Annotated in this window: 18 protein-coding genes and 2 pseudogenes; 5 read left to right on the top strand and 15 right to left on the bottom strand. The window is 60.0% G+C overall.

The genetic code is table 11. The features are described 5' to 3' along the window. Positions 1 to 8: 8 nt before the first annotated feature. The 8 genes from AB4Y34_RS01000 to AB4Y34_RS00965 all read right to left on the bottom strand — a co-directional run bounded on the left by AB4Y34_RS01000 (position 9) and on the right by AB4Y34_RS00965 (position 10,142). Complete coding sequence (locus tag AB4Y34_RS01000; RefSeq protein ID WP_368714964.1) at positions 9 to 683, bottom strand: TetR/AcrR family transcriptional regulator; 675 nt, start codon at positions 681 to 683, stop codon at positions 9 to 11. A 22-nt stretch (positions 684 to 705) separates the two neighbouring features. Beyond that, on the bottom strand, positions 706 to 1,569 hold the full coding sequence (locus AB4Y34_RS00995; protein ID WP_368591141.1) for a 4Fe-4S dicluster domain-containing protein: 864 nt from the start codon (positions 1,567 to 1,569) through the stop codon (positions 706 to 708). 11 nt (positions 1,570 to 1,580) lie between these two features. Next, entirely contained in the window at positions 1,581 to 4,559 is a 2,979-nt protein-coding gene (locus AB4Y34_RS00990; RefSeq protein WP_368714963.1) for a molybdopterin-dependent oxidoreductase, read from the bottom strand. Positions 4,560 to 4,784: 225 nt separating this feature from the next. Further along, complete coding sequence (locus AB4Y34_RS00985; protein ID WP_368715160.1) at positions 4,785 to 5,522, bottom strand: OmpW family protein; 738 nt, start codon at positions 5,520 to 5,522, stop codon at positions 4,785 to 4,787. 287 nt (positions 5,523 to 5,809) lie between these two features. Then, a complete protein-coding gene (locus AB4Y34_RS00980; protein WP_176379466.1) occupies positions 5,810 to 6,049 on the bottom strand; it encodes a hypothetical protein in 240 nt (79 codons plus the stop codon). A 54-nt stretch (positions 6,050 to 6,103) separates the two neighbouring features. Then, on the bottom strand, positions 6,104 to 8,083 hold the full coding sequence (locus tag AB4Y34_RS00975; protein ID WP_368714962.1) for an acyl-CoA synthetase: 1,980 nt from the start codon (positions 8,081 to 8,083) through the stop codon (positions 6,104 to 6,106). After that, positions 8,080 to 9,036 carry a fumarylacetoacetate hydrolase family protein gene (locus tag AB4Y34_RS00970; RefSeq protein ID WP_368714961.1) on the bottom strand — a complete coding sequence of 319 codons (957 nt, stop codon included), beginning with the start codon at positions 9,034 to 9,036 and terminating at the stop codon, positions 8,080 to 8,082. The genes AB4Y34_RS00975 and AB4Y34_RS00970 overlap by 4 nt, the downstream gene beginning before the upstream one ends. Before the next feature lie 35 nt (positions 9,037 to 9,071). Further along, positions 9,072 to 10,142: a VOC family protein gene (locus tag AB4Y34_RS00965; protein ID WP_368714960.1), complete on the bottom strand. Its 1,071-nt coding sequence runs from the start codon at positions 10,140 to 10,142 to the stop codon at positions 9,072 to 9,074. 262 nt (positions 10,143 to 10,404) lie between these two features. Between AB4Y34_RS00965 and AB4Y34_RS00960 the strand changes: the two are divergent. Then, positions 10,405 to 11,070, top strand: a pseudogene (locus AB4Y34_RS00960) (TetR/AcrR family transcriptional regulator). A 377-nt stretch (positions 11,071 to 11,447) separates the two neighbouring features. On the opposite strand, the gene AB4Y34_RS00955 reads toward AB4Y34_RS00960, so the two are convergent. Genes AB4Y34_RS00955 through AB4Y34_RS00945 form a run of 3 tightly spaced genes read right to left on the bottom strand, consistent with a single transcriptional unit; the run spans position 11,448 to position 14,344 of the window. Then, entirely contained in the window at positions 11,448 to 11,783 is a 336-nt protein-coding gene (locus AB4Y34_RS00955; protein WP_176379462.1) for an NIPSNAP family protein, read from the bottom strand. After that, entirely contained in the window at positions 11,777 to 13,486 is a 1,710-nt protein-coding gene (locus tag AB4Y34_RS00950) for an FAD-dependent oxidoreductase (protein ID WP_176379461.1), read from the bottom strand. The genes AB4Y34_RS00955 and AB4Y34_RS00950 overlap by 7 nt, the downstream gene beginning before the upstream one ends. A 24-nt stretch (positions 13,487 to 13,510) precedes the next feature. Next, positions 13,511 to 14,344, bottom strand: coding sequence for an SDR family NAD(P)-dependent oxidoreductase (locus AB4Y34_RS00945; RefSeq protein ID WP_176379460.1), 834 nt, complete (start codon positions 14,342 to 14,344; stop codon positions 13,511 to 13,513). Positions 14,345 to 14,455: 111 nt separating this feature from the next. On the opposite strand from AB4Y34_RS00945, the gene AB4Y34_RS00940 reads away from it, so the two are divergent. Beyond that, positions 14,456 to 15,361 (top strand): helix-turn-helix domain-containing protein, encoded by a 906-nt coding sequence (locus AB4Y34_RS00940; protein WP_368714959.1) that lies wholly within the window; start codon positions 14,456 to 14,458, stop codon positions 15,359 to 15,361. On the opposite strand, the gene benC is transcribed toward AB4Y34_RS00940, so the two are convergent. Continuing rightward, positions 15,330 to 17,930, bottom strand: coding sequence for a benzoate 1,2-dioxygenase electron transfer component BenC (gene benC / locus AB4Y34_RS00935; protein ID WP_368714958.1), 2,601 nt, complete (start codon positions 17,928 to 17,930; stop codon positions 15,330 to 15,332). The two genes, AB4Y34_RS00940 and benC, sit on opposite strands and share 32 nt — an antisense overlap. A 191-nt stretch (positions 17,931 to 18,121) precedes the next feature. Continuing rightward, positions 18,122 to 18,607 carry an SgcJ/EcaC family oxidoreductase gene (locus AB4Y34_RS00930; RefSeq protein WP_368714957.1) on the bottom strand — a complete coding sequence of 162 codons (486 nt, stop codon included), beginning with the start codon at positions 18,605 to 18,607 and terminating at the stop codon, positions 18,122 to 18,124. A gap of 203 nt (positions 18,608 to 18,810) precedes the next feature. On the opposite strand from AB4Y34_RS00930, the gene AB4Y34_RS00925 reads away from it, so the two are divergent. Further along, a complete protein-coding gene (locus tag AB4Y34_RS00925; RefSeq protein WP_368714956.1) occupies positions 18,811 to 19,749 on the top strand; it encodes a cation diffusion facilitator family transporter in 939 nt (312 codons plus the stop codon). A 131-nt stretch (positions 19,750 to 19,880) separates the two neighbouring features. After that, positions 19,881 to 20,192: a hypothetical protein gene (locus AB4Y34_RS00920; protein ID WP_368714955.1), complete on the top strand. Its 312-nt coding sequence runs from the start codon at positions 19,881 to 19,883 to the stop codon at positions 20,190 to 20,192. Positions 20,193 to 20,237: 45 nt separating this feature from the next. Here the strand turns inward: AB4Y34_RS00920 and AB4Y34_RS00915 are convergent, their stop codons facing one another. Together AB4Y34_RS00915 and AB4Y34_RS00910 are read right to left on the bottom strand one after the other, a co-directional pair. Then, positions 20,238 to 20,909 carry a SagB/ThcOx family dehydrogenase gene (locus AB4Y34_RS00915; protein ID WP_368595929.1) on the bottom strand — a complete coding sequence of 224 codons (672 nt, stop codon included), beginning with the start codon at positions 20,907 to 20,909 and terminating at the stop codon, positions 20,238 to 20,240. 78 nt (positions 20,910 to 20,987) lie between these two features. Beyond that, positions 20,988 to 21,231: pseudogene (locus tag AB4Y34_RS00910) on the bottom strand (nitrate reductase); the annotation flags it as partial. A gap of 248 nt (positions 21,232 to 21,479) precedes the next feature. Here AB4Y34_RS00910 and AB4Y34_RS00905 point away from each other — a divergent pair. Further along, on the top strand, positions 21,480 to 22,313 hold the full coding sequence (locus AB4Y34_RS00905; RefSeq protein WP_368714954.1) for a class II glutamine amidotransferase: 834 nt from the start codon (positions 21,480 to 21,482) through the stop codon (positions 22,311 to 22,313). The last annotated feature ends 87 nt before the right edge of the window (positions 22,314 to 22,400 follow it).

Below are 22,400 nucleotides of genomic sequence, written 5' to 3'. Positions count from 1 at the left end.
GTATTGATCTAAGAGCGTAAGTGGAAGCGGACTGTTGCACCGGCATCATCCAGCGACTCAGGTTTCTCCAGTACCGGACCGGACCACGTGCTGGAAAATAAGGCCGTCAAAATGGCCCGAATCGCCTCGTTCGTCATCTCTTCCGGATTGCACAACCCGAAGAGGCGCATGCCGTCGCAGAGGCTTAGGATGCCCGCCGCGAGCGCTTCAGGTTGAGCAGGCCAGCCGCCGTCGCCTGGACGCGCGCCTGCGCACAGACACGCAGCCAGCTTCGCCAGCTTCCTTTGCCGCAAGCCGGTGACCCGCTCCCGAACCGTGCTATCGCGCGACGAGAGAAGGCCCGCTTCGACCCACAGCGGGAAGCAATCATTGTCGAATTCAGCGCAACTCAGACGCGCGAGTGCGCGAACCTTTTCCTGGTGCGACGCGCCAGGCAATTCGATGATCGCCTGCCAGTCCGCACACGTCTTTTCTACATCGCGTTGCAGCAATTCGAGTAGCAGTTCCAGCTGGCTGCTGAAGTTTGAATAGAAGGCGCCACGCGTGTAACCGGCCGCCTCGGCGATGTGTTCCACACTCGTCGCGGCCAGGCCCCGCTCGATGAACGTACGGCGCGCTGCGTCGAGCAGGCGCTCTCGCGTCTGCTCTTTTTTGCATGCGCGTGTCAGGCGTACCGGTTTCATGAATGGATACACAGCGCCAGCATCAGTCGACCTCAACCGCATTCGTCGACTGCACGAGGCCGATCTCGCCGACATACACGCTCTCGCCCAACACGCATTCGCGCGACGCATTGCCCAGCGCATGACGAATCTCGATCCGATAATGGCCGCTATCTTTGATGAGCCGCGAGAACCGGAAGTCGCCGAACGCGTCGGTGACGGTTTCGGCCACCTTCCGATTGCACCAGTACAACGCAACGGCCGCATCTGCGACACACTCGACGACCTGCCCCACCTGCGCGCTGACACTGCCGCCGATAAAGCAGGTTTCCCAACGATCGAGGCCGCTGTACCAGACGCGCGGACTGGTTTTCAGTCTCGGTTCCAGAACCTTGAGTCCTTCCCGTCTTGCCTTCTCAGCCATCGCGGCGTCATCGAGCCTGACGGTTTCGAAAACGCCCGTTGGGCAGGACTGTTCGCATCGCGGGTGCTGCCAACCTTGATCCAGCAGATGGGCATCGAAGATCCATGTCTGCGGCAGTTGCAATGCTTCATTCCATACGATCGCCTTGTATGGACAGGCCTTGACGATGTCCTTTCTGCCCCGCGCCTTGTCCGGATCAATGATGACGATGCCGTCGGCGCGCTTGCGGATGGCGTCGCCGCCTACACGCATGCATGGTGCGTCGTCGCAGTGATTGCACATGACCGGCAGGTACGTCGTCTCGACCATGTGCGAATCGCCTTGCACGCGGCGCATGATGCGAATGCTGCTTTCCGCATCGGCCGAAGCCGGTGCCGAGTAGCCGGGAAACTCGTTGCCAACGTGCTCGTCGCGCGCGGCGATCACGCAGTTCTGGCAGTTCTCGCAGCGCCCGACCTTGATAACCAGATTCCACTTGCTCATGGCGTTTCTCCTCACGCTGCACGACCGAGCAGGAACGCATCGGCGCCTTTCCATTTTTCGACCTGCACGAGGCATGAGTTCGGACTCATGCTGCTGGTGCCTGCCGTTTGCGAGCGGTCGGGCGTGAGCATGTTCATGCAGCCGCCGATCTCGACACGTTCGCCGTTTACTTCGATCATCTGGAATTCCGCGCTCGCCTCGTATGACTTGACGACGCCTGGGGTCAACAGAGCAGATACATCAGCCGCACAGATTACGGCGCCGCGGTCGTTGTAGACCTTGACGAGGTCACGATGAGCAATGCCCCGCGCGGCCGCGTCTGCGAACCCGAGCCTCAGCAGCCAGAAGCGATGCCCGCCGATCAGCGCCCGATGATCCTCGACGCTGTTGACTGACGAATTTTTGCCGTCGCAATGGGTATGAAAACTGTAGCGGCTGTGAGTTGCGATTAATTGCAGCGGATAGCGCCCGGCCCGCTCGCAGCGCAGACCTTCCCACGACGGGATATACCGGTTCAGTGCGGGCCGCTCGGGGTTGTCGGCGGTGTGCCGCTTCAGCAACTCGGGTATGAACTCGAGCTTGCCGCTCGGCGTCTGCAGGCCCATGCCGAATTTTTCGGCATACTGCGACGGCATCGGATGCGGTTCTTGCAGATCCTTGCGACGACCTTCCGCGAACCAGCGCATGTCCACGGGATGGCGCAATTCCGGCTTTTCGGGCGGTACGACGAAGTAGCCCTTGCGGCAGAATTCGCGCCAAGAAACGTGATCGGGCAGATCCGCCGATTCGTATACTCGCTTGACCCAATCGAGTTCGCCGCAGCCCTCGGTGAAGACGCCGCCAAGACCAAGACGGGTCAGAATGGCGGCGAAGATATCGTAGTCCGAGCGGGATTCGCCCAGAGGCTCGATGCACTTGTGCTGCATCGTCACCATACGATGATTGACGGTGTTGAAGCCATGATGCGCGTACCCACCCGAATTCGACCACTCGCCGATGTCCCATCGCTCGAGCGACGTGCAGGCCGGCAGAATGATGTCGGCGAACTGCGCCTCCCCTTCCATCCAGATCGACTGGTTCACCACGAACTCGATGCTGGGATGTCGATAAGCATCGGCCCAGCGTCCAGACTTCGTGACGGTGCTGAAGGAAGAGCCACCATAGCGATAGATCATGTGGATCGGTGAATAGCCCGGCATCGGGTAGCTGAACGACGCGAACTGCGCTTCCTGAGACATACCGTCCCACAGGTATCCCGTCGCATGGCCGTTGATGATGGCATCGGGTAGCTGCTGCCGCGGGACCATCTGTTTGACGGGATTCATCGTCAGGATGTGCGGCATGCGCTGATAGTTGTTGACGGCATTGGCGGTCCACGCGAGGTCGCCAGACATCCCACCGTCCGCGTAGCCGGGAAAATAAAAGTGGAGGTCGTGCGGAGCACCCAACTGCAGACACCCAAAATTGACGCCCGGCTTACCCCATCCCTGCATCGCCATCATCATGATCATGCAGCGCGCCCATTGCGCCCCGGTCGCGCCGCGTCCTGCCCCGCCGAAGCCCGCGCCTGTCATGCCGACAGAGAGATAGACCTTCTTTTTTCCCCACAGGCGAGCGAGCGCCCGTACATCCTTCGCGGGCACGCCGGTCTCGGACTGTTGCCATTCGGGCGTCTTCGGCACGCCGTCCGTATCGCCCAGCAGATAGGCGCGCCACTCGTCGAAGCCGGTCGTGCGGTTGGCAACGTAGTCCTCGTCGTATAAACCCTCCACGGCCCAAACGTACATGATCGCGGTCGCGAGAGCGGCATCGGTTTGCGGTCGAATGGGAATCCAACGCCCGCCCAGCAACTGCGCGGTCGGATTGCAGTGTGGGTCGATGTGAACGAACTCGATGCCCAGTTCTTTTGCCCACAGGCGCCGCGGCGTACCCTCGAATCCCGCATACGCCCCGTTAGTGCTTTCCGGATCGGAAGACCAGAAGACGATCATTTCCGCCTCCTTCAGGCAGTCTTCAATGCCGCCATAGCCTGACGGCACGCCGACGCGCATCGAATTGCCGAAGTGATGCATCGCGCCCCAGTACCAGCCTTCCCAACTGTCCGGATTCGCGGCAACCCGAGTGAAGCCAATCAGATTGGCAAAGCGGGTGAGCGCGCTGAGGTAGTAGCCGATGTTCCCCCACTGATGATGCGACGACATGGGGAACGTAATCGAGCCGGGACCGTGAACACGCTTCTGCCGGTTGATTTCTTTCGCGACGATGTCCAGCGCCTCGTCCCAGCTGATCGGCATGTAGCCCGACTTGCCGCGGTTCTGCGGATTGCGCTCGCCGTCAGGGTCGAAATCAACGCGCTTCAACGGATGAAGAATCCGTTTGTCGGAATAGACAAGCGACTTGATCGCCAATGCGTGCGGTGCAACGAGGCCTCGCCGTGGCGGGCTGAAGCGGCGCCCGCGCACCTCGATTTCCCAGCTGGCGGCGTCCTTGGCGTCCAGATCGATGGGCGTCACCCGAACGATGCGACCATCCTTCACGTACACGAACAATGGGCCACCGTTCGTGCAGGTCGTGTACCGGCGTGTGCCGTCCCGCATTGGCGTGCCCATCGGCAGTCCAATGGTTTGCATCATACTGAGCGTTTGCATGAACCACACCAGCAGTTCATCGTCGCCTTCCGTCACCACCTTGAAGTTCTTTGCCGCATGAATAATTTCAGCATGGTCCTGCCGTGGGGAAAGGAATTTCAGGGCCGTGCCGACGTCTTTGAACAGAATGTTCACGTCGGCTTGCCAACCTGTGCAAGCGCGCGATCGGATGCGGCCGTTCCTGATTTCGACGACGCGGCCGAGGCTCCGGTCCATCAGCCCGATCCTGGCGACGATGTCCCGCTCCTTGAGGCGCTGACGATAGGCGGGAAAGCGGCGCGCCGTCAGGTCGAGTACTTTGGGCAGCGCGAACAGAATCGATTTGAGCACTTGTCGCTTCATCGTTTCACCCGAATTGGAACATTGAAGCAGGAGATGGCCAGAACGCATGCGCAACCGTTACTCCCGCGCGCGCGAGCGGACCCGCACGCCGCAGCGTTACGGCCTTCGGGGCGTCATCAGCGCGTTTCGAAGCGCCGCATTTGCTCACTTTGTCGTGCATTTGAACCTCTAAACTGGTTGAACGTGTTGCACCGTGTCCGGCGCCTGAAACGCTGTCCTTTGGGGTTAGAAGGTATAGGCGATATTCAGGAAGACATTTACGGGATTGAGACGGATCGTCGATGTCGAAACGATTTGCGTCCCTTTAGCCGTAGTGCCGTCCAGCGTAAGGTGAGTCTTTACAGGAACGTAACCGACGCTGGCACCCACGGACCAGTGGTTCGTCATCGCGTAATAAGCCCCGATCTCGAATACCGGATTCCAGGACGAACTGAGGGATCCGTGCGCCGACCCGCCCGGTCCCAGACTGTCAGTGACAAATTGACTGTTAGTCGTACGCACTTGGGTGAACCACGTATAGTTCACACCCAGCCCGACGAAAGGACGGAACTTTGACTGGGCGGAAAGCAGGTGATATCGAAAGACAAGCGCGGGTGGAATCGGCCGCGTCGAGCCCAGAGCGCCATACTTCGCGAGCGCGCCATCCCCGACCAGATCCACCGTGAGCGGGAGTCCGATGAGCGTCGCAACCCCGATGTGGTCGGTGACGTAGTACTCGGTCGTGATCCCCATTGTGTCCGTGGACGTCGCGTGCGCCCCAGTACCGGGCAGTTGCTGATTCACTGTCATTCCACCCATGCTTTCCACGGTCAGCGGCGTTGCACTACTCTGTGGCGCGACGTGGAGCCATCCGGTCGCCACGGTAAAGCTCCCAGCCGTCTGCGCGTTCGCATTACCAGCAAGCGCGGCCGCACAGAGGCACACCGCAAAACCAGCGGAATGAACCGTTCTCCTGTCTTTCATCAAGTGTCTTCTCCTGTCTCATTGGCTGAATACTTTTTTTCTCGCCTACCGGTCAGGGCGCTGCATGGGGCGCCCGTGACCGCCTGGTGTCGGCATGGCTCTCGTTCGATTGCATCGAACGACATCAGGCCCGCTTCTTATGCAGTCGTACTAAATTAAATTACGCGCTTTCGCGCGTCTCTTCTGATGCCTTCCACCGCGCTTCTTCTTCGTGCCCCCAGAAACAGCGTCGGTTACAGGTCTATGCCTGGCGTGAGATTCCGACGCGATCTCGATAACCGGTTATGTCAGTGAACGCGCATTGACGGGCGCGCAGCCTCCGGCGGGAAGACCCGCCACGAACCATCGGAATGCCGGAAGAAGAACAGGCCGAGCCTTTCCCCCCGCAGAACCAGTTCGATGTGTACGAAGACTCCCTGATTCGACTGCGCGCGACCCGATCGGGTAATCCGCAGCGGCGTTGCGGAAATGGGACCGAGCCATTTTTCAACAAGCGATCGCAACGTCGCTTCCGATGCAATACCCATCTTCCTCTCCAACCAAAAGCACTGCTCTTGCTCGACAACCAATGCCGCTGGCGTTCAGGCGCGACCCGCGTTACCGCCCGGGCTCGCCGCGACGGACAGCGAAAAGCCGAATGGAAAGCGCGCCAGCGTCGCGCGCGCCAGCTCTTCGAACTCGACGCTGTTGAGCTCGACATGAGCCGAGAGCCCGCGAGCGGTGTCTTCGACGATACTCACCGCTGCATCGTTGAGGCCGGCCTCAACGAGTGCGGATCGCAATGCGTCCGCCATTTCTCGCCATTTCAGCGCCGGCTTGTAGATCTTGCCGACGCCTGTCAGCGGCATCGTATCGATGACGCGGATTCCTTTCGGAAGCGCAGCCCGCTCGCTGATGCTGGCGCGCAGGAATGCGGCCAGTTCCGCTTCGGTTGTCGTGACGCCTGGTTTGAGCTGGACATAGGCAACCGGCAACTCGCCCGCATGCGCGTCGGGCCGGCCCACCGCGGCGGCGATCTGTACCGCCGGATGACGATGCAAGGCTTCTTCGATAGCCGCAGGGTCGATGTTGTGACCGCCCCGAATGATCAGCTCCTTTTTCCGGCCCGTGAGCCAGAAGTATCCGTCGGCATCGCGGCGCCCGAGATCGCCGGTATTGAGCCAACGTTCGCCGTCGCCGAGGTCCATCCAGATCCCACTGTTCTGCTCTGGCCTGGAATATCCAACGAACACATTCGGTCCGGAGATCACCAGCTGGCCGACTTCGTCTGCCGCGCAATCTCGTGTATACCGGCCGGCCTCATCGGCCACTACGACCTTCATAGCCTGACCAGGAAGGCAAAGGCCAATCGAGCCCGCCCTGCGTTCACCACGCGGCGGATTAACGCTGCTCACGCAGGCGCCTTCAGTGAGTCCGTAGCCTTCGAGGATTTGGATCCCCGTGCGATGCTCGAAATTGCGAAGCAATTCGACTGGCATCGGCGCGGCACCGCACAGCCCATACTCGAGCGAGCTGATATCGTGCTCGCCAATAGCAACCTCGAGCAGTGACCCATAGAGCGTTGGCACACCGCTGAAGAAATTGATGCGGTAATGTTCAACGATTTCCCAGAAACGCTTTACAACACCGTCGCCGCGATATCCTTGCGGTGTGCCGAGAACGACATGAGCGCCGCGCGAGAACGCTAGTAGCCCTGTCACCATCACGGCATTCACATGAAAGAGAGGCAGTCCGCAAAATATCGTTTTGCCCGGACCGATGCTTTCGCCGAGAAACCGACCGGCGTTCCACGCATTGGCAACCTCATTACGGTGCCGGCGCATCGCGATCTTCGGCAGTCCCGTGGTGCCGCCCGTGCAGAAGCAGGACGAGATATCGTCGATCCGCGCCGAGGGCGAGTCGTCGAGCGATATTCCTGACTCGTTCGCTATTGCGGTGCCAAAATCATGGATCCGGATCTGCGCGGGAACCGCGCTGCGCACGCCGCCTTTACCATGCAGACTTGCGGTTTCGCCACGTTGCAGTATCCGAGCTGCCAATCCTTTTTCCCCCGGTATCCGGTCGGCCAAATTAACGAGCACCAGATCTTTTATGGCGGGAACATGATGCAACACCGCTTGCGTTTTTTTCCATAGTTCAGTCCCGGGGAACGGCGCGAGCGTTACGAGCACGCTGGCACCCGATGCCTTGAGCAATTCGCCGATGGCTTCGCTTTCAAGCAGTGGATTGATAGCGCAGACAATTCCCACCGCTTCGCCTCCCCAGATCACGAAGTGTGTCTCTGGCAGATTCGGCAGCATATAGGCGATGACGGTGTTCCTTTCCACGCCCAGCCGCGAAAGCATGTTTGCGGTGCGCGTGATATCACGCAACAGGTCGCTGTACGTCCAGCACTCCGGGCTGGCATAGTCCTCGGCTGTTCGAAAGAAGGAAAGCGCGGGCGCCGATGGATTGATGGCAGCGCCCCTGCAGATCATTTCGTAGGTGCTCGACGGAAGCTCCGGCAGTTGTCCCGATGCTTCGATAGCGAGTACATCCTGTCCTTTTGCGGCGTCTTTCATACTGCCTCTTCAACGACGACGTTTTGCTGCACGCCCAGGTTGATTGAGCGATCGAGGCTGACAATCCATGCCTCGACAACGTCTCCCACCTGAAGATACTGAGGCCTGTCCTCCTGCATCTTCAGGAAAAGCCGCCATTTATCCTCCTCGGGCAACTGCGCCGCAGCGCGCTGCTTCTCCGGCGAAGGAATGCTCAGCGCACATCCCGATGGTGTGCCGGTTGCGAGCAGGTCACCTGTGCGCAGGTCGTGCACACGGGAAAGCTCAGTCAGAGTCTCCGCCGGGCCATAGACAAGGCCAGCAGTAGTGTCGTTCTGGCGGACGGTTCCGTTGACCGTCAGCGTCAGCACGAGCTCTTTCAGTTTCGGAATGTCATGCTTCTCGAGCAGGCAAAGATAAGGGCCGACAGGGCCAAATGTCCGAAAGCTTTTGCCCTTGTAAAACTGCATCTGCGGAATCTGGATATCACGCGCTGAATAATCGTTGACGATCACAACGCCCGCGATGTACTCGTGCAGGTTTTCCTCGGTGACAGTTTCAGCCGAGGTGATATCGCGTTTGAGCACGAGACCGAGTTCGATCTCATAGTCGAGAAATCGCACCGCGCGTGGTTTCACGATGGCCGAGTCCGCCGCAACGATGCAGCTCGGTGCCTTCGTGAAAATCATGTTGAATTTCTTGACGTCTGGGTCCATGCCGGACTCGATCATATGCTGGCGGTAATTCGCGCCCTGGCAGATGAACTGCTGGTCGGCGGTAATGGGCGACAGCCACTGCACCTCCGATTCGGGAATCGATGGACCGCTGAGTATCATGAGCCGCTCCACCGGATTGGCCTCGATGAACGCGGCGGTCGACTCGTACTCGCCTGGAATCGGCGTGATGGCGCCCTCCGCGACCACGCCCCACTGGGCACGGCCGTGATGAAGATAATGCAGGACGTGAAGTGCCATTGTTCAATTCTCCGGATCAGTAGGGATGCCTGGATTCAGGCGAAAATCTTTGCCAGCGTTCGCAGCTTGCTCAGAGTCAGGTCAGGGCTGTTACGCAGGTTTCTGAAAAGCACCACAACGCTCGTCGGCGTGAATCTGGGCTTCGTGAAGCTGCGCGGCATGGTCGGCCCCCACTGAGCCATTGCCTCCCGACTCACGGCATGGATCCCCGTCGGCTCTCCTGACGTGAACAGGTCGCCGTCGCAATAGTGTTCGTGCTTGTCGCCCCACGGGTCCTGCCAGTAGTCGAAAATCTGGCTGCCCAGGATATGTCGGCCGATCCCCCACGCGTGCGTCCAGCCACTGTCGCGCAAAACGCGCTGGCCCATACCGACCGCGTCCGCGTCGATGAGCTCGTAAGCGCTATGGCTGTAGGTCGCGGCGAATCCCTGAGCGAGAGCGAGCGTGTGATGATCGGCCGGATTGACGCCAAGATCGAGACGCATGAACGCGACCGCCGGCGAGCCGTCGGGAAGCACCTGCACGTCGCTAGGGATAAACCCGAAGTGCCGCGTGTACCAGGCACAGGTTTCCTGAAAGTCGGCGACTTCGAGTACGACATGCCCTAGCCGGATGACCTCTGGAGCGCGCTCGGGCGGTCGCTGCGTATCGTTGACGCGAACTGTGGCATCGACGGAATTGAATGGCAACGGAAGGCGGTGCGGCAATGCTGACGCGGGTGCCTGGCCCCATATCGCATCGATAGCGAAACCGGAAGGGTCTGTCAGCCGCACCACGTAGCCGCCGGCCGCTAGCGCGGAGTTTTCAACATCGGACGCGCCCGGCAGCTTCGCCAGCGCATCAAGCTCCTCGCGGCTGCCAACTTGCAGGCCGAACCCCACAAACCGCGCTTTCGACGCCCTACGCACTACATAACAAAAATGCGAAGTGTCTGTCCCGCGCAGAAGGAGCAGTGCCTCGTCCCGCGATACCGTTCGAAGCCCAAAGTCGTTGAGAAAACGCTCCGCTTGTTCGAGGTCCGGTCGCTCGAATACCAGATAGGCCAATGCGGTCGCTTTTGCAGTTGGATGGGGATGACGAGCGGGCTGTGCAGTAGTCAGTTTCATGTCGGAATCTGAACAGGGGGTCGCGATGGCCGATTCGGCTTCGAAAGACGCCTTACTGGCGGCATGCCCGCATCGGCGGGCGGGCAGGACAATGCGGGGCGCGCGCGATCCCGCCGTTTTTGGCTGCTGTCTCCATGGTCACTCCATCGGTTCTGTCGAATCGGTTGATCGAAGCCGTTGATGACATTAAACTCATCGGTGATGTTTTTGTCAATATAGAGATTCGAATCTACTGCGCGGTATGTCCAGATCGGGAATCACGATGACCAACACGACAAATCGCCGGGCAGGCAAGCGTTCCACCGTTGCGGCGTCCGTCGCCACCGCTCCCGTTGCCGAAGAACGGGAGCCGCGGGGTGCGCGCCGCAAGCGTGAGACGCGAGCCCGCCTGCTCGACGCTGCTCTCAGGCTGATGGCTGAAAAGGGCATGGAGGGCGTGGCGATCAACGAAATCACGAAGGCCGCCGGCGTGGGCTTCGGCTCGCCTTACAGGCGGCGTTTCCGACCCCGCAGAAGTAGTCGCCGTCTAGGTGCGCCATACGGTCCTTCGAGCGCGCATGATCCCGTGTGGGGACGTTTTCTGATACTTGAAGGGTTTTCTGCACGCGCAATGAGCCGCGGACTCGATCAGCGAGTGCTGCGCGACATCGGCAACGGGATTGCGGCGAAGCGGTTCGTGGTGGCGGACCCTTTATCGGATTTCTCGCAGTGGGCGGCACGGTTTGTGTGCCATCGCCGCCGAGCTCAACTTCGTCGTGCCGGGCGCGAGCGCGGCGGGCGTGCTGACAGAACTGGGCTGTAGCGGCGAGCATTTTCCCGAGCGCACGGCCCAATGTTGCTGCAAACGCTCGGAGTGAAGCGCGCGGAGCCGGAAAAGATCGCTACCCGTCCATTGCCCACCGTCGAGCAAGCTGTCGATCAGGGCTGAGTTGATAGTGTCCCGGCCGTTTTTCTCAAAGCAGGTAACCGCCCCTTTCGCCCAGTGTGCAATTGCGGACAGGACAGTGCTTGCCGTCTCCGTGTACGATCACCCGACCTGTACGGATGTTCACCGCTATGCGACCGCAGATCGAACGTGCAAACCACGCGCTTTGCACCTGTTGGCACCGCCGAACACTTCGAAGGTCAACTGCTTACCGACGAGTCTTCTCCGGCGTTTTATGGCACTCGTATAAGGCAGCGTTTTCTGTCAATCACGGTCAGTGGAACCTGCACTTCACCTAAGTTATACCGGGGCCCAGCCTGGACTCGTCCATTAATAAGTCGTATACCTTATTGCTTCACCAGGCCCCAGCTGCAATGCTGTTATTTCGCGACGCCGGGCATCGATGCAGCGCGAATAAGCTGGGTCGTTTGCGCGGTAATCAGATGGCCCGACGCCGCCAGATACTTGGGGAAGTCCGGGTGTGTGTCACGGGCTCGACAACGGCGCTCGTAGTCGGCCAGATCCTCATAGCCCCACAAATGGGTGAACTGATTCTGTGGCCCAACCATCGAGGTCCAGAAACCCAAAGGATGGCCCAGCGTTTCGAGCAGAATCGGCATGGCCAATCGATTGAACACCTCCAGAAACTCCGGCATCTTGCGAAGTGCGATCGTGTACGTCCGGTGATCGACCAGCGGCTTTGCGAGATTTACCATGCGCCCTTCCCATTCACCTTGTCTGCAATCGTGTTGCCCGTGACGTAGCCAAACGTCATGTTCGGACCGTGGGTAATACCAGCGCCCGGATAAGCACCGCCCATCATTGATTTGCGGTCGTTACCCACTGCGTACAGACCTTCGATCTGCGAACCATCCTTACGCAGCACTTCGCCCGTGACCGCAGTTTCGATACCGTCGAACGTACCGAGGTCGCCCATCAGCACCTTGACCGCGTAGAACGGACCGTTTTGGACCGGTGCGACACACGGATTCGGCTTGTTTTCCGGGTCAGCAAGATAGCGGTTGAACGCCGTCGTGCCGCGACCGTATTGCATATCCTGGCCGACGACCGCGCCCTTGTTGTATTCAGCGACCGTCTTTTCCAGCGTGTCCGCGGTGATACCACACTGTTTCGCCAGATCACGCAGGGTCTTGCCCTTGATCAGGTAGCCCTTCTTGATCAGACCACCGGTCGGCATCGGTGCAGGCTTGACGTAGCCCAGACCGTATTTCGCCAGCGCATCCTTGTCGCAGATGAGCCACATCGCGGTTTCACGCTTGCCTTCGCATACACGCATCAGTGCTGCACCAACGTCGTGGTACGAATTTGATTCGTTGGTGAAGCGCTTGCCATTGGACAGCACACCGATAATGCCAGGCTTATAGCGGTCCAGCAGGTGCGGGAACACGCCGGTACGACCACCACTGAGCGGCACCTTCGACACCGGCATCCATGCGCTGGCGTCGGCATAGCCCATACCCAGTGCTGCACCAGCCTTCTCGGCCATGTTGACGCCGTCACCGGTATTGCTTTCCGGCGTCGGGCTCAAGTGGGTGCCCCCATTCTTGACGTGCGGGTAGACTTGGGCCAGTCGCTTGAGGTCGTGAGGGAAGCCGCCTGCTGCGAGCACGACACCGTGCTTCGCCACGATCTGGACTTCACCGTCCGGGCCCACAGCGCGCACGCCCGTGACCTTGCCATTTTCGGTCAGCAAACCACGAACCGGCGTCGAGGTCATGATCGGAATACCGAGCTTCAGCGCCGAGGCCGCGAGCCGTGCGGCCAGCGCATTACCACTCGTGACGTTGATGCCGCGACGATAGAGCGTCAGTTCCTTGACGTGTGTGGCCAGACGCTTTGCCACGTAGCAGAATGACTTGAAGCTCTTCGTTGCCTGAAAGAAATGCTTGAGGTCGGCATTGCTCGAATTGAACATCATGCCGATGAACGTGATCGTTTCGAGCGGCGGCTTCAGACGATTCATGTCCTTGCCGAGGCCACGAATGTCGTACGGTGCGGCCAAAATCGAGCGGCCGATATCCTGTCCACCTGGCTTATGCGGGTTGTAATCGGGATACATCGTGGGTACGAACTTCGTTTCGGTTTCCTTCTCGAAGAAGTCCACCATCTTCGCGCCGTTCTCGATAAAGCACGAGACAGCAGCGTCGTCGTAATTCTTGCCCGCTTCTTCCTGCAGGTACTGCTTGACCTTCTCTACCGAGTCTGCCCGATTCTGCTTACGGCCATAGTGGGAGAGCGGAATCCAGAGAACGCCGCCTGACAGCGCGGTTGTGCCACCGAACACTGCTTCCTTTTCCACGACCACAACATTGAGGCCGCGCTTCTTTGCAGTGATTGCCGTAGCAAGTCCGGCTGCACCGGAACCAACGACCACCAAATCGCAAGTTATCTTCGTCATGTCTGACTTCCTTGTTGTTGTTGATTACTTTGCAGGCACTGCGTTGAAACCAGGACGTGGAACCTGGTCCATGAGCATGCAGTTCAGACCGCCATCGGTGAGAATCTCTGCGCCGTTGACGTAGGCCGCGAGGTCCGAGGCCAGGAACAGTGCGGGTCCTGCCAGATCTTCCGGTTCACCGATACGACGCGAGGCCACGACTTGCGCACGACGCTCTTCGAAACCCGGCTCTTCATAGAACTTGGCCGACAGTGCGGTACGGATCATGCCCGGGAGCACGCAGTTCGAGCGCACACCACGGGGGCCCCACTCTGCTGCCAGTTGACGCGAGAGCAGGAGCACACCTGCCTTACCCGGCGAATAGGAGCCGCTATTCGTTTGCGGATTGAGTGCTGCGATCGAAGCCACGTGAACGATGCTGCCCTTGCCTGCGGTCAGCATATCCTTGCCGAACGAACGAGCGCACAGCAGGTAGCCCGTCAGGTTCACGGACAGTGAGAGATTCCAGTCCTCGATGGAAACCGTTTCCAGCGAACCTGCGCGGAGCAAGCCCGCATTGTTGATCAGGGCGTTGACCGGACCCATCGTGGCACGCACATCGTCAGCGGCAGCGGCTACCGACTTCTCATCCGATACGTCGCAAGCGAACGGCAATGCAAGCAGACCCTCATCACGCAACGACGAGGCTACGGCCTTCGCACCTTCGAAGTTTTTATCCACGAGAGCAACGTGGGCCCCCACGCGCGCGAACGCCTGTGCGATGCCGGCACCGATACCCGAGCCTGCGCCCGTCACGACAACAATCTTGCCATTCAGGTGCAGCCCAGGCTGCACCGGATTCTGGATTTCTTGACTCATATGGATACCCAACTATTTGGAAAGGTTACTTCTATAGAGAATCGCTCCGCCATTTGACACGCAGGCCAACTATGTGACAATGGACAAACCACTCAAATAACAGGACAAACCGTGAAACAGGAGCAAAATGCGATTTCGAACTTCGTGCTCTACGGAGCGGAGAGCAATGCCCCTCATGACGATATGGTTCATTACGAGCCTATCTCACTACGTGCCAGTCTTTTCGACTTCGAAATCAAGCCTCACGTCCACCGTGCCCTCATCCAGGTTCTATACATCACCCACGGTGGTGGAGAGACCTCGATTGACGGCAGGACCTGGACATTTCAGGCCCCCTGCCTCATCACGGTCCCTGCACAATCAGTGCATAACTTCCACTTCGCGAACGACATTGACGGACACGTTGTTACGGCGGCTCAGCCAGCACTCGAATCCGTGATCATGGCCTTGGCCCCAGATCTACTGGAATTCGTTCGAACTCCGGCAGTTCTGTCGGGAATACTCAACCTTGACAAGGGGACCCCGCTAGAGACCGTTTTTCAATCGATCCGACAAGAGACGCTGGTAGACGCGCGTTGGCAACTCGCTGCGGGTGCTGCACGGATGATCGCTTTATTAGTTAAGGTTGGACGTCTTAGCGAAAGTGCGAAACTGGCTGCGAATCCCGAGCAACGAACACTGGCCGATAGAATTGAAAAATTCCGCGCCCTACTCGACAAGCACTGTCGGGAACGTCGGGCAGTCGGTGAGTACGCCAAAGACATGGGCGTAACCACCGGCCAACTTTCCCGAATCTGCCATGCTGCATTTGGTACTTCAGCGATCGAGGCTATCGACGCACGTTCTATCCATGAAGCAAAACGACTACTCGGCTATTCAACGATGAGCGTGAAGCAAATCGCCAACGAACTAGGATTCCAGGATGAAGCCTACTTCGGCCGTTTCTTCCGCAAACAAGTGGGAGAACGGCCAACCGAGTATCGTTCTACTGCCCAAGAGCGATTCCTGCTGGGTTAGCGCCCGTGAGCTTGACAAACAACTGCTCCGGTCCCGAGTTCGTCAAGTTGTTGCCACGCACGTACTTGATTTCCTTCGTGGCATCGAGCGAGATCGAACCCACTTTCTGTGCCAGCGCACGCACCGACAGCAGCGTCTCCAGCTTCGCCAGCGGCATACCCAAGCATTTGTGCATCCCATTTCCGAAGCCCATGTGTGCTTCGTTATCGCGGTCGATGTTGAACGTCTCACCGTCCGGGAACTTGCGCGAGTCACGGTTGGCCGAGGACAGCAGCAGTCGGATGATCGAACCCTTCGGGATGTGAACGCCGGCGACTGTCGTATCAGCCGTCGTCACGCGGGACACGCGTTGGACGGTGCCACGATAGCGTGCCGTCTCTTCCACGAACTTCTCGCAGTCGTCCATGTTGGCGCGCAGTCGTTCGAGGTGGTGCGGCTGCTCGGCCATCATACGGAACGCGTTGGCCACCAGGATAGTCGTCGTGTCGTGACCGGCGATGAACACGAACGAGCACAGCTCCTTTGCCTCTTTCTCGCTGAGCAGCCCGTCCTTCCACATGCGTGCGATGTGCGCGCCAATCGACTGGCTGTCCGTGTTCATGAGCTTCAGCATTTGGACGCGAAGGTATTCCCAAAAATCGTTAGCACTCTGCTCATCGGTACCGGTGCCCAGCGCGTTACGTGCAATACGTCCGAAGTACGAGAAGGTTTCGTCCGACCAGAACTTCATCTTCTCTTCGTCTTCTGCCGGAATTTCCAGCATGGCCGAAATCGTGCGAATCGACAGCGGAATCGAGAAGTCCTGAACCACGTCGCCACCGCCCTTGGCGATCATCGCATCCAGCAGTTCGTTGGCACGTGCGGTCACCGCTTCAACAAACGGATCGATTGCCAGCGGCGTAAACGACGGTTGCAGAATCGTGCGCAGACGCGAGTGTGCTTCACCGTCAAACAGCGTGAGGAACGTGAGCGGCACCGGCTTCACCACTTCCGACGAGAACAGCTTCGTGTTACGGACTGCCTTGAACACGTCTTCGTAACGCGACAGGAACCAGACGTCGGACGTCGTGGACTGGCAGCGCAGAACCGGTGCGTTTTCACGCATCCACTCGTAGTGAGCGTAGGGGTCGCCCTGCGAACCGTCGTCGACGACCTTGAACGGCTCCATACCCTCGGGCCACTTCAATTCATGCGAGTATGGGGGGAGCGCGGTCGCCGGCGCCTGGTCGATCATCGCGTGGAACGGGCAACCACCGGCCTTGGCTTCTTCGGCCAGAGCCGACATAGCCCCGGAATCATGCTTCACGTGTTTGGCCAGCGCCTTCATCACGAAATCGTCTTGTGCGAATTCTGCGTACAGCTTGACCAGTTGATCATCGCCCGTTGCTTGAACCAGCGCCTTCCGTGCCGCAGCGAAGGCCCCGAACTTCTGGATCTGATCTGCGTTCAGGCGACCGAGCAGCAAGCCCAGTTCGAGAGCCCTGGCCGCGTCCGAGGCCGAAACGGGCGCATCCACCACTTGCGATACGACTACAGAAGCCGCAGCCGGAGCAGCAGCTTGTGCAGGCGCCGCCGTAGCGAATTTTTCATAATGGAAACTCGTCGGATTCACGTTCTGGTCCTTGAGATACTTGCTTACTGCATCGACCATCGCGGGCGGCCCGCACAGGTAGATGTCAACTTCGCCGTCATTGAGGTGAGCGGCCTCGATGTGATCGGTGACCCAACCCTTACGCGGGTGAGCACTCGTCTTGTCCGCGATAACCGTTGCGTACGTGAAACCGGGGATCAGCTTCGCGTATCTTTCGAGTTGATCAACGCACACCAGATCGTTGTCCGTATTCACGCCCAGAATCAGGTGAATCGGATACTTACTGCCGCCGCTCTTCAGGACCTCGTCAAGCATCGACAGGAATGGTGCGAGCCCCGTGCCACCGGCCAGCATCAGAACCGGACGCCCGATTTCACGCAGATAGAAACCGCCGTAGGGACCCTTGAACTCGATCGCAGCACCGACCTTCGCCTTCTCGGCCAGCCACGTGGACATCAGGCCTTGCGGCACATTGCGCACCAGGAACGAGACGTCACGGTCTTGGGTCCCCGAGGAGAATGAGTAGCTGCGCGTCTGATCCGTGCCTGGAACCGTCACGTTCACGTATTGACCGGCCTTGAATTCGAGACCAACACGGTCTTCGAGTTTGGCGGCGAATGCAATGGTGCTTTCCGAAACGCGCTCGATCGACGTCAGACGGCCTTGGTGCATGCGAGCGCTCTTGCCCGTCGAGCTCGACGCGATCTGGATCACGCAGTCCGACTTCGGGCTCATCTGGCAGGTCAGGACTTTGCGCTGGGCCAGCTCTTCCGCGCTGATGGCTTCATCCGTGCAGTCACCCGTCGTGTATTCGCCGGATTCGCATACGGCCTTGCAGGTACCGCACACGCCGTCACGGCAATCGAGGGGAATATTGAGTTTGGCGCGAATCGCGGCGTCGGTAATGCGCTCGCCGTCTTCGCAGTCGATAAGCCGAGTTACGCCGTCTTCAAAATTGAGGGTGATCTGATAGACCATAGTGCGCTCCGTGTGCTGAACCGAACGGTCAGGCTGTTTTTAGTAGACGCACTCTAGGGCCAAATTGTCACATGCTCAACGGACAGACCCTCTATTTAGCAGGACAAAACCTGCATCCAGGAAAAGGGGAATGTAAGGCGACAAAGCCACCGGAAGGCCGATATGAAGCCCGCAAGCGGCCCGTCGTCACGCTATGGAGCGGGCCGAATGGGCGTGTTCTGCCCCGCCGCGACCCACCACACTCCGTCCCGGCGCACCAGTACGTAAAGGGCCATCTCGGAGAACGGCGCCGCGAGGTCATGGGACGGTTCCGCCACCTCTCCGTCCGGGCGGAGCGCTACGCGCCGAACTTGCGCGACCGCCACGTCCGGAGCCGGCGCAAGAACACCGACGATCTCGAAGCGGGAAGCATTGCCACCCTTTCCCGATCGCTTCAATCGCGCATGGATCGGATGCAGTTCCGCGTAGCCACGAACAGATGCACCGAACGGGCTGCCCCAGATGATGTCCGCGGCAAAGTGGCGGTTCGACAGGTCCGCGTCATGCTGGTCCCAGCCGGCCTGGAGTTCCTCGACCAAGCGGGCGACCGCGTCGCTTGCCTGCCGTGTTGCTGATTCGTCGGCACTCAGTGTCGGCCGGTTCGGTTGATCGCCGGCAGTCGTCGCGTGGGAAGTCATGTTGTGTCTCCATTCGTATGGTTCCTCGACAGAGGTGACAGAGGGCCGATGAGAATGTTCCAGCTCGCACACTGCAACGGACGCCAGATCGGTTGGACTCTGCTGTAGTCGACAGGCGTCTCGCGTCTCGAGGTCTGCTTTTTGCTGTTCAATCTCCAAGCTCGGGAATCGCCCGTGTTCGATTTGAACAAGGAGATAGGGTCATGAGGGCCAGGTCCGGGCGGCACATATCTGCGCCACGGGCGGTCTACTACGCCCTCGCATCGAATATCGCCGTCGCCGTGTGCAAGTTCGCCGTCGCGTTCTACACCAACTCGGGGTCCGCACTCGCCGAAGCCGTACACTCCAGCGCCGACTGTCTGAACCAGATTGCGCTGCTCGTCGGTCACCGCGCCGCGCGAGCCGAGCCCGACGAGCAACATCCACTCGGCTTCGGTCGCGCGACCTATGTCTACGCAATGCTGGTGGCGATGCAGCTTTTCATCTTCGGCGGCGTTGTGTCGATGGTGATCGGCGGCTTTCGAGCAATCCATCACTCACGGCTCGAACAGCCCTTGCTCGCGATCGGCGTGTTGTGCGTGTCCGGCGTGATCGAGGCAGTCGCTCTCAGAGCCTCCATTCGCACGATCGAGCCCCGGCATCGCGCCGGCGGGCTACTGAACTGGTTCAGGGAAAGCGGCAGGCCGTCCGTGATGCTCTCGGTCAGCGAGGATGCCGCCGCGGTGACGGGCGTGCTCGTCTCCCTCATCGCGATCGGCATTACGGTTCTCACCGGCAATCCGCTTTACGATGCGCTCGGCAGTGTCGGCGTCGGCATCGTGCTCATGGCCACGGCGCTGTTCTCGATGCGCGAGATCCAATCGCTTCTCGTGGGTGAATCGGCGCACCAGCGCATACGCCAGGAGATGCGCGCGTGGCTCAGCGAGCGCCGCGAAGTCCGTCGCATCGTCAGTCTGATTGCCTTGAAGTGGTCGGAGGATCTGGTGATTGCGATTCAGGCCGAACTCGAACCGCACGACAATGCAAACGAGATGGTGCGCACGATCGACCGCATCGAGCACGAATTGAAGGAGCGCTTTCCAACCGCTCGATGGATATTCTTCGAGCCCGAATTGCGAGAACATGGCCGAGCCCCGCTCTAGCAACGATGCACAGCACCGGCGACACGTGGCGCGCCGCTTGCTTGATATTTAGATGCGGGCGAGATGGGGAGGGTTTGTTCCCCCAATGAACGGCTCGATCAGGCCGACCCGGGATACGGCTGAGGGTGGCAATGGATAGCTTGCAGTGTGAGTACGACGATTGCGTGGTGCTGGTTCGCGCACTTCGGAACTGGATTGACCGCCACTGGCCTATCGACCGCGCGCGCGTCAAGGCCGAGATGGGGCAGCTCATCGACATGGTGGAACGGGCTGGACCGCGCGACGCGATGTTTCACGGTCGTCTCGATGCGGCGCGCTCGCTGATCGTGCTCGGGCGATTGACGGACGCGCTGGACTGTGTCGATACGCTACTGCCGGTCGTGCAACAAAGCGAGTGCAGCCCCAGGCGTTGGCCGATTAGCGCCCGACGCTGGAGACCGTAAAACTCGCGAAGGTTTGATCGAACTGATCGTGCCTCTCCGAACGACTCAGGCCGGATAGCCTACCGGGATCAGATAGAGGACGGTCTGGCCGTGAGGCAGCCCGAGCTTGCGCGCCGCCGGAGCCCCGTCGACGGCGCCCACGGGCACGGCGACTAGCCCCAGCGTGACGATCTGCAGCAGCATGTTCTGGGTCGAATGCCCGACCTCGAGATCGGCATACAGATTGGCTCTCCCGCCATATCTCGCGGTGAGCCTGCTGGGGTCGGCGGCCACCACGAGCAAGGCCGGGGCCGCCTCGACCGACGCCTGGTTGACCGCAAGCGCTCGCAGTTCGGGGCGCAGGTCGTGGCTGGCGCGCTTCTCGGCCCGATGGCCTTCCGGCAGATAGTGCATCACCTCCGTGGCGGTCACCACGTAAAGTTCGAGCGCATACAAAGCGCCGGCCGCCGGAGCCGCGCGCTTACCGTCCGAGCTGGTGATGCCCTGCCCCGCCCACATCAATTGGCCGATAACTTCGACGGGCAGCGGCTTCGACGCGAATCGGCGCACGGACCTGCGCTTCGCGATGGCTTCCTCGAGGGACACCGTGCCTGTGAGGTTGGGCTTGGGCAACTCGATCTGATCGGTGAATTTCGCCTGGGCGCCCTGCGCCAGGCTGGTAGAACCCTCGGCGAGCGCGCCTGCGGCCAGCGCAACCAACAGTTCACGGCGTTTCATCGGGCACCTCCATCAGCAAAAAAGCAGGCTGGCTGGCAGAGCCTGCAGCCTGCGCGAATCTCAGTGCTGCGCGTTGGCGGTGCGCGGATAGTCCGTCTGCTGCGTTTCCCACGTGACGATGCCGCCCTTCACATAGATCTTCCATGAGCAGGACCCCGTGCAGTTCACTCCATGAGTGGAACGAACTATCTTGTCGTGCTGCCAGCGTTTGCGGTAAGCGTCATCCCATTGCCGGGTCTTCATCTGTGACTGCACCGTGACCATCCGAAAACTGCGGACGGGGGGCCGTAAAGTAACGTAACCTGTCCAGGAAATGGCTCATGTGCGTCCTGCCTCTATCGGATTAGGTCGGCGCGAGGTCGCGAAAGGGATTTGAAACGGACAAACTGCGGATGACGTCCGCTTCGTGCATGGAGGGCTGCCTTGATGCCCGGCACGGACGCACCTTAGCGCGCAACGTCTTTGTCTATGGTGACATGCATCAAGCCTCCCTCAATCGGACTTTGGTCCTACAAACGCCGCCCGTGCGGTGGTGTAGGTTTGTCATGCGCAACCGACAGGAGACCAATCATGTGCCGCTGGCTCGCTTATACCGGCAATCCGCTTCAGCTCGAAACCGTGCTGTTCAACGCCCGGCATTCGCTGATCGATCAGAGCATGCATTCGCGGCTCGGCGCCACCACCACCAATGGCGACGGCTTCGGGATCGGCTGGTATGGCCATCCCACCGACATTCCGTTTCGCTACCGCTGCATTCAGCCCGCATGGAGCGACCGCAATCTACGCGAGGCCGCCCGGGCGATCCATTCGCCGCTATTCGTTGCTCATATACGCGCGGCGACCGACACGCCGTCGCAGGAAACCAACTGTCATCCGTTCCGCCACGGCCGCTGGCTGTTCGCGCACAACGGGCTGGTGCGCAACTACCCGAAGGTGCGCCGTGATCTGATGGTGCAGATCGACCCCGATCTGTTCCCGTCCATCGAGGGCTCGACGGATTCCGAGGTGCTGTTTTTTCTGGCGCTGACTTTCGGGCTGGAGCTCACGCCCGTCACCGCGCTCGAGCGGATGGTCGGCTTCGTCGAAGCCGCCGGCCGCCGGCATGGCGTCGATGAACCGCTGAACATGACCGTGTGCGCGACCGACGGCGAGCAGATCATCGCGGTCCGTTATTCGAGCGAAGGCCAGTCGCGCTCGCTGTTTCACAGCACGTCGTTCCGCCATCTGCGCGAGTTGTATCCCGACGACGAGCGCATCAGGGCGGCCGGCGAGAATGCGTTCCTCGTGCTGTCCGAGCCGCTCTCGGACTTGCCGGGCATCTGGGAGGAAATTCCCGAGAGCACGGCGGTGGTCGCACGCGGCGGCGAGATCGAGCAGTATGCGTTCAAGCCGCGAATGGACTGAGCCGCGCCTGGCATTTTGCGCCCTGCCGCCCTATGCTGCGGGAATGAGCAAGGTCTACGGCACAAAACGTGCATACCGGCTCGGGAG

The organism is Paraburkholderia sp. BR10954 (assembly GCF_040965775.1).
In the GTDB taxonomy this organism is placed as follows: domain Bacteria; phylum Pseudomonadota; class Gammaproteobacteria; order Burkholderiales; family Burkholderiaceae; genus Paraburkholderia; species Paraburkholderia youngii.
The sequence above is the reverse complement of the archived record's forward strand: the minus strand, read 5'-3'. Positions and strand labels throughout refer to the sequence as shown.

What these genes read in the sequence shown, in the direction of transcription:
- benC (WP_368714958.1), bottom strand. Translation starts at nt 17,930, where the DNA reads ATGGTCTATCAGATCACCCTCAATTTTGAAGACGGCGTAACTCGGCTT.
- AB4Y34_RS00915 (WP_368595929.1), bottom strand. Translation starts at nt 20,909, where the DNA reads ATGAAACGCCGTGAACTGTTGGTTGCGCTGGCCGCAGGCGCGCTCGCC.
- AB4Y34_RS00965 (WP_368714960.1), bottom strand. Translation starts at nt 10,142, where the DNA reads ATGAAACTGACTACTGCACAGCCCGCTCGTCATCCCCATCCAACTGCA.
- AB4Y34_RS00970 (WP_368714961.1), bottom strand. Translation starts at nt 9,036, where the DNA reads ATGGCACTTCACGTCCTGCATTATCTTCATCACGGCCGTGCCCAGTGG.
- AB4Y34_RS01000 (WP_368714964.1), bottom strand. Translation starts at nt 683, where the DNA reads ATGAAACCGGTACGCCTGACACGCGCATGCAAAAAAGAGCAGACGCGA.
- AB4Y34_RS00990 (WP_368714963.1), bottom strand. Translation starts at nt 4,559, where the DNA reads ATGAAGCGACAAGTGCTCAAATCGATTCTGTTCGCGCTGCCCAAAGTA.
- AB4Y34_RS00950 (WP_176379461.1), bottom strand. Translation starts at nt 13,486, where the DNA reads ATGACGAAGATAACTTGCGATTTGGTGGTCGTTGGTTCCGGTGCAGCC.
- AB4Y34_RS00905 (WP_368714954.1), top strand. Translation starts at nt 21,480, where the DNA reads ATGTGCCGCTGGCTCGCTTATACCGGCAATCCGCTTCAGCTCGAAACC.
- AB4Y34_RS00945 (WP_176379460.1), bottom strand. Translation starts at nt 14,344, where the DNA reads ATGAGTCAAGAAATCCAGAATCCGGTGCAGCCTGGGCTGCACCTGAAT.
- AB4Y34_RS00930 (WP_368714957.1), bottom strand. Translation starts at nt 18,607, where the DNA reads ATGACTTCCCACGCGACGACTGCCGGCGATCAACCGAACCGGCCGACA.
- AB4Y34_RS00980 (WP_176379466.1), bottom strand. Translation starts at nt 6,049, where the DNA reads ATGGGTATTGCATCGGAAGCGACGTTGCGATCGCTTGTTGAAAAATGG.
- AB4Y34_RS00920 (WP_368714955.1), top strand. Translation starts at nt 19,881, where the DNA reads ATGGATAGCTTGCAGTGTGAGTACGACGATTGCGTGGTGCTGGTTCGC.
- AB4Y34_RS00925 (WP_368714956.1), top strand. Translation starts at nt 18,811, where the DNA reads ATGAGGGCCAGGTCCGGGCGGCACATATCTGCGCCACGGGCGGTCTAC.
- AB4Y34_RS00995 (WP_368591141.1), bottom strand. Translation starts at nt 1,569, where the DNA reads ATGAGCAAGTGGAATCTGGTTATCAAGGTCGGGCGCTGCGAGAACTGC.
- AB4Y34_RS00955 (WP_176379462.1), bottom strand. Translation starts at nt 11,783, where the DNA reads ATGGTAAATCTCGCAAAGCCGCTGGTCGATCACCGGACGTACACGATC.
- AB4Y34_RS00975 (WP_368714962.1), bottom strand. Translation starts at nt 8,083, where the DNA reads ATGAAAGACGCCGCAAAAGGACAGGATGTACTCGCTATCGAAGCATCG.
- AB4Y34_RS00985 (WP_368715160.1), bottom strand. Translation starts at nt 5,522, where the DNA reads ATGAAAGACAGGAGAACGGTTCATTCCGCTGGTTTTGCGGTGTGCCTC.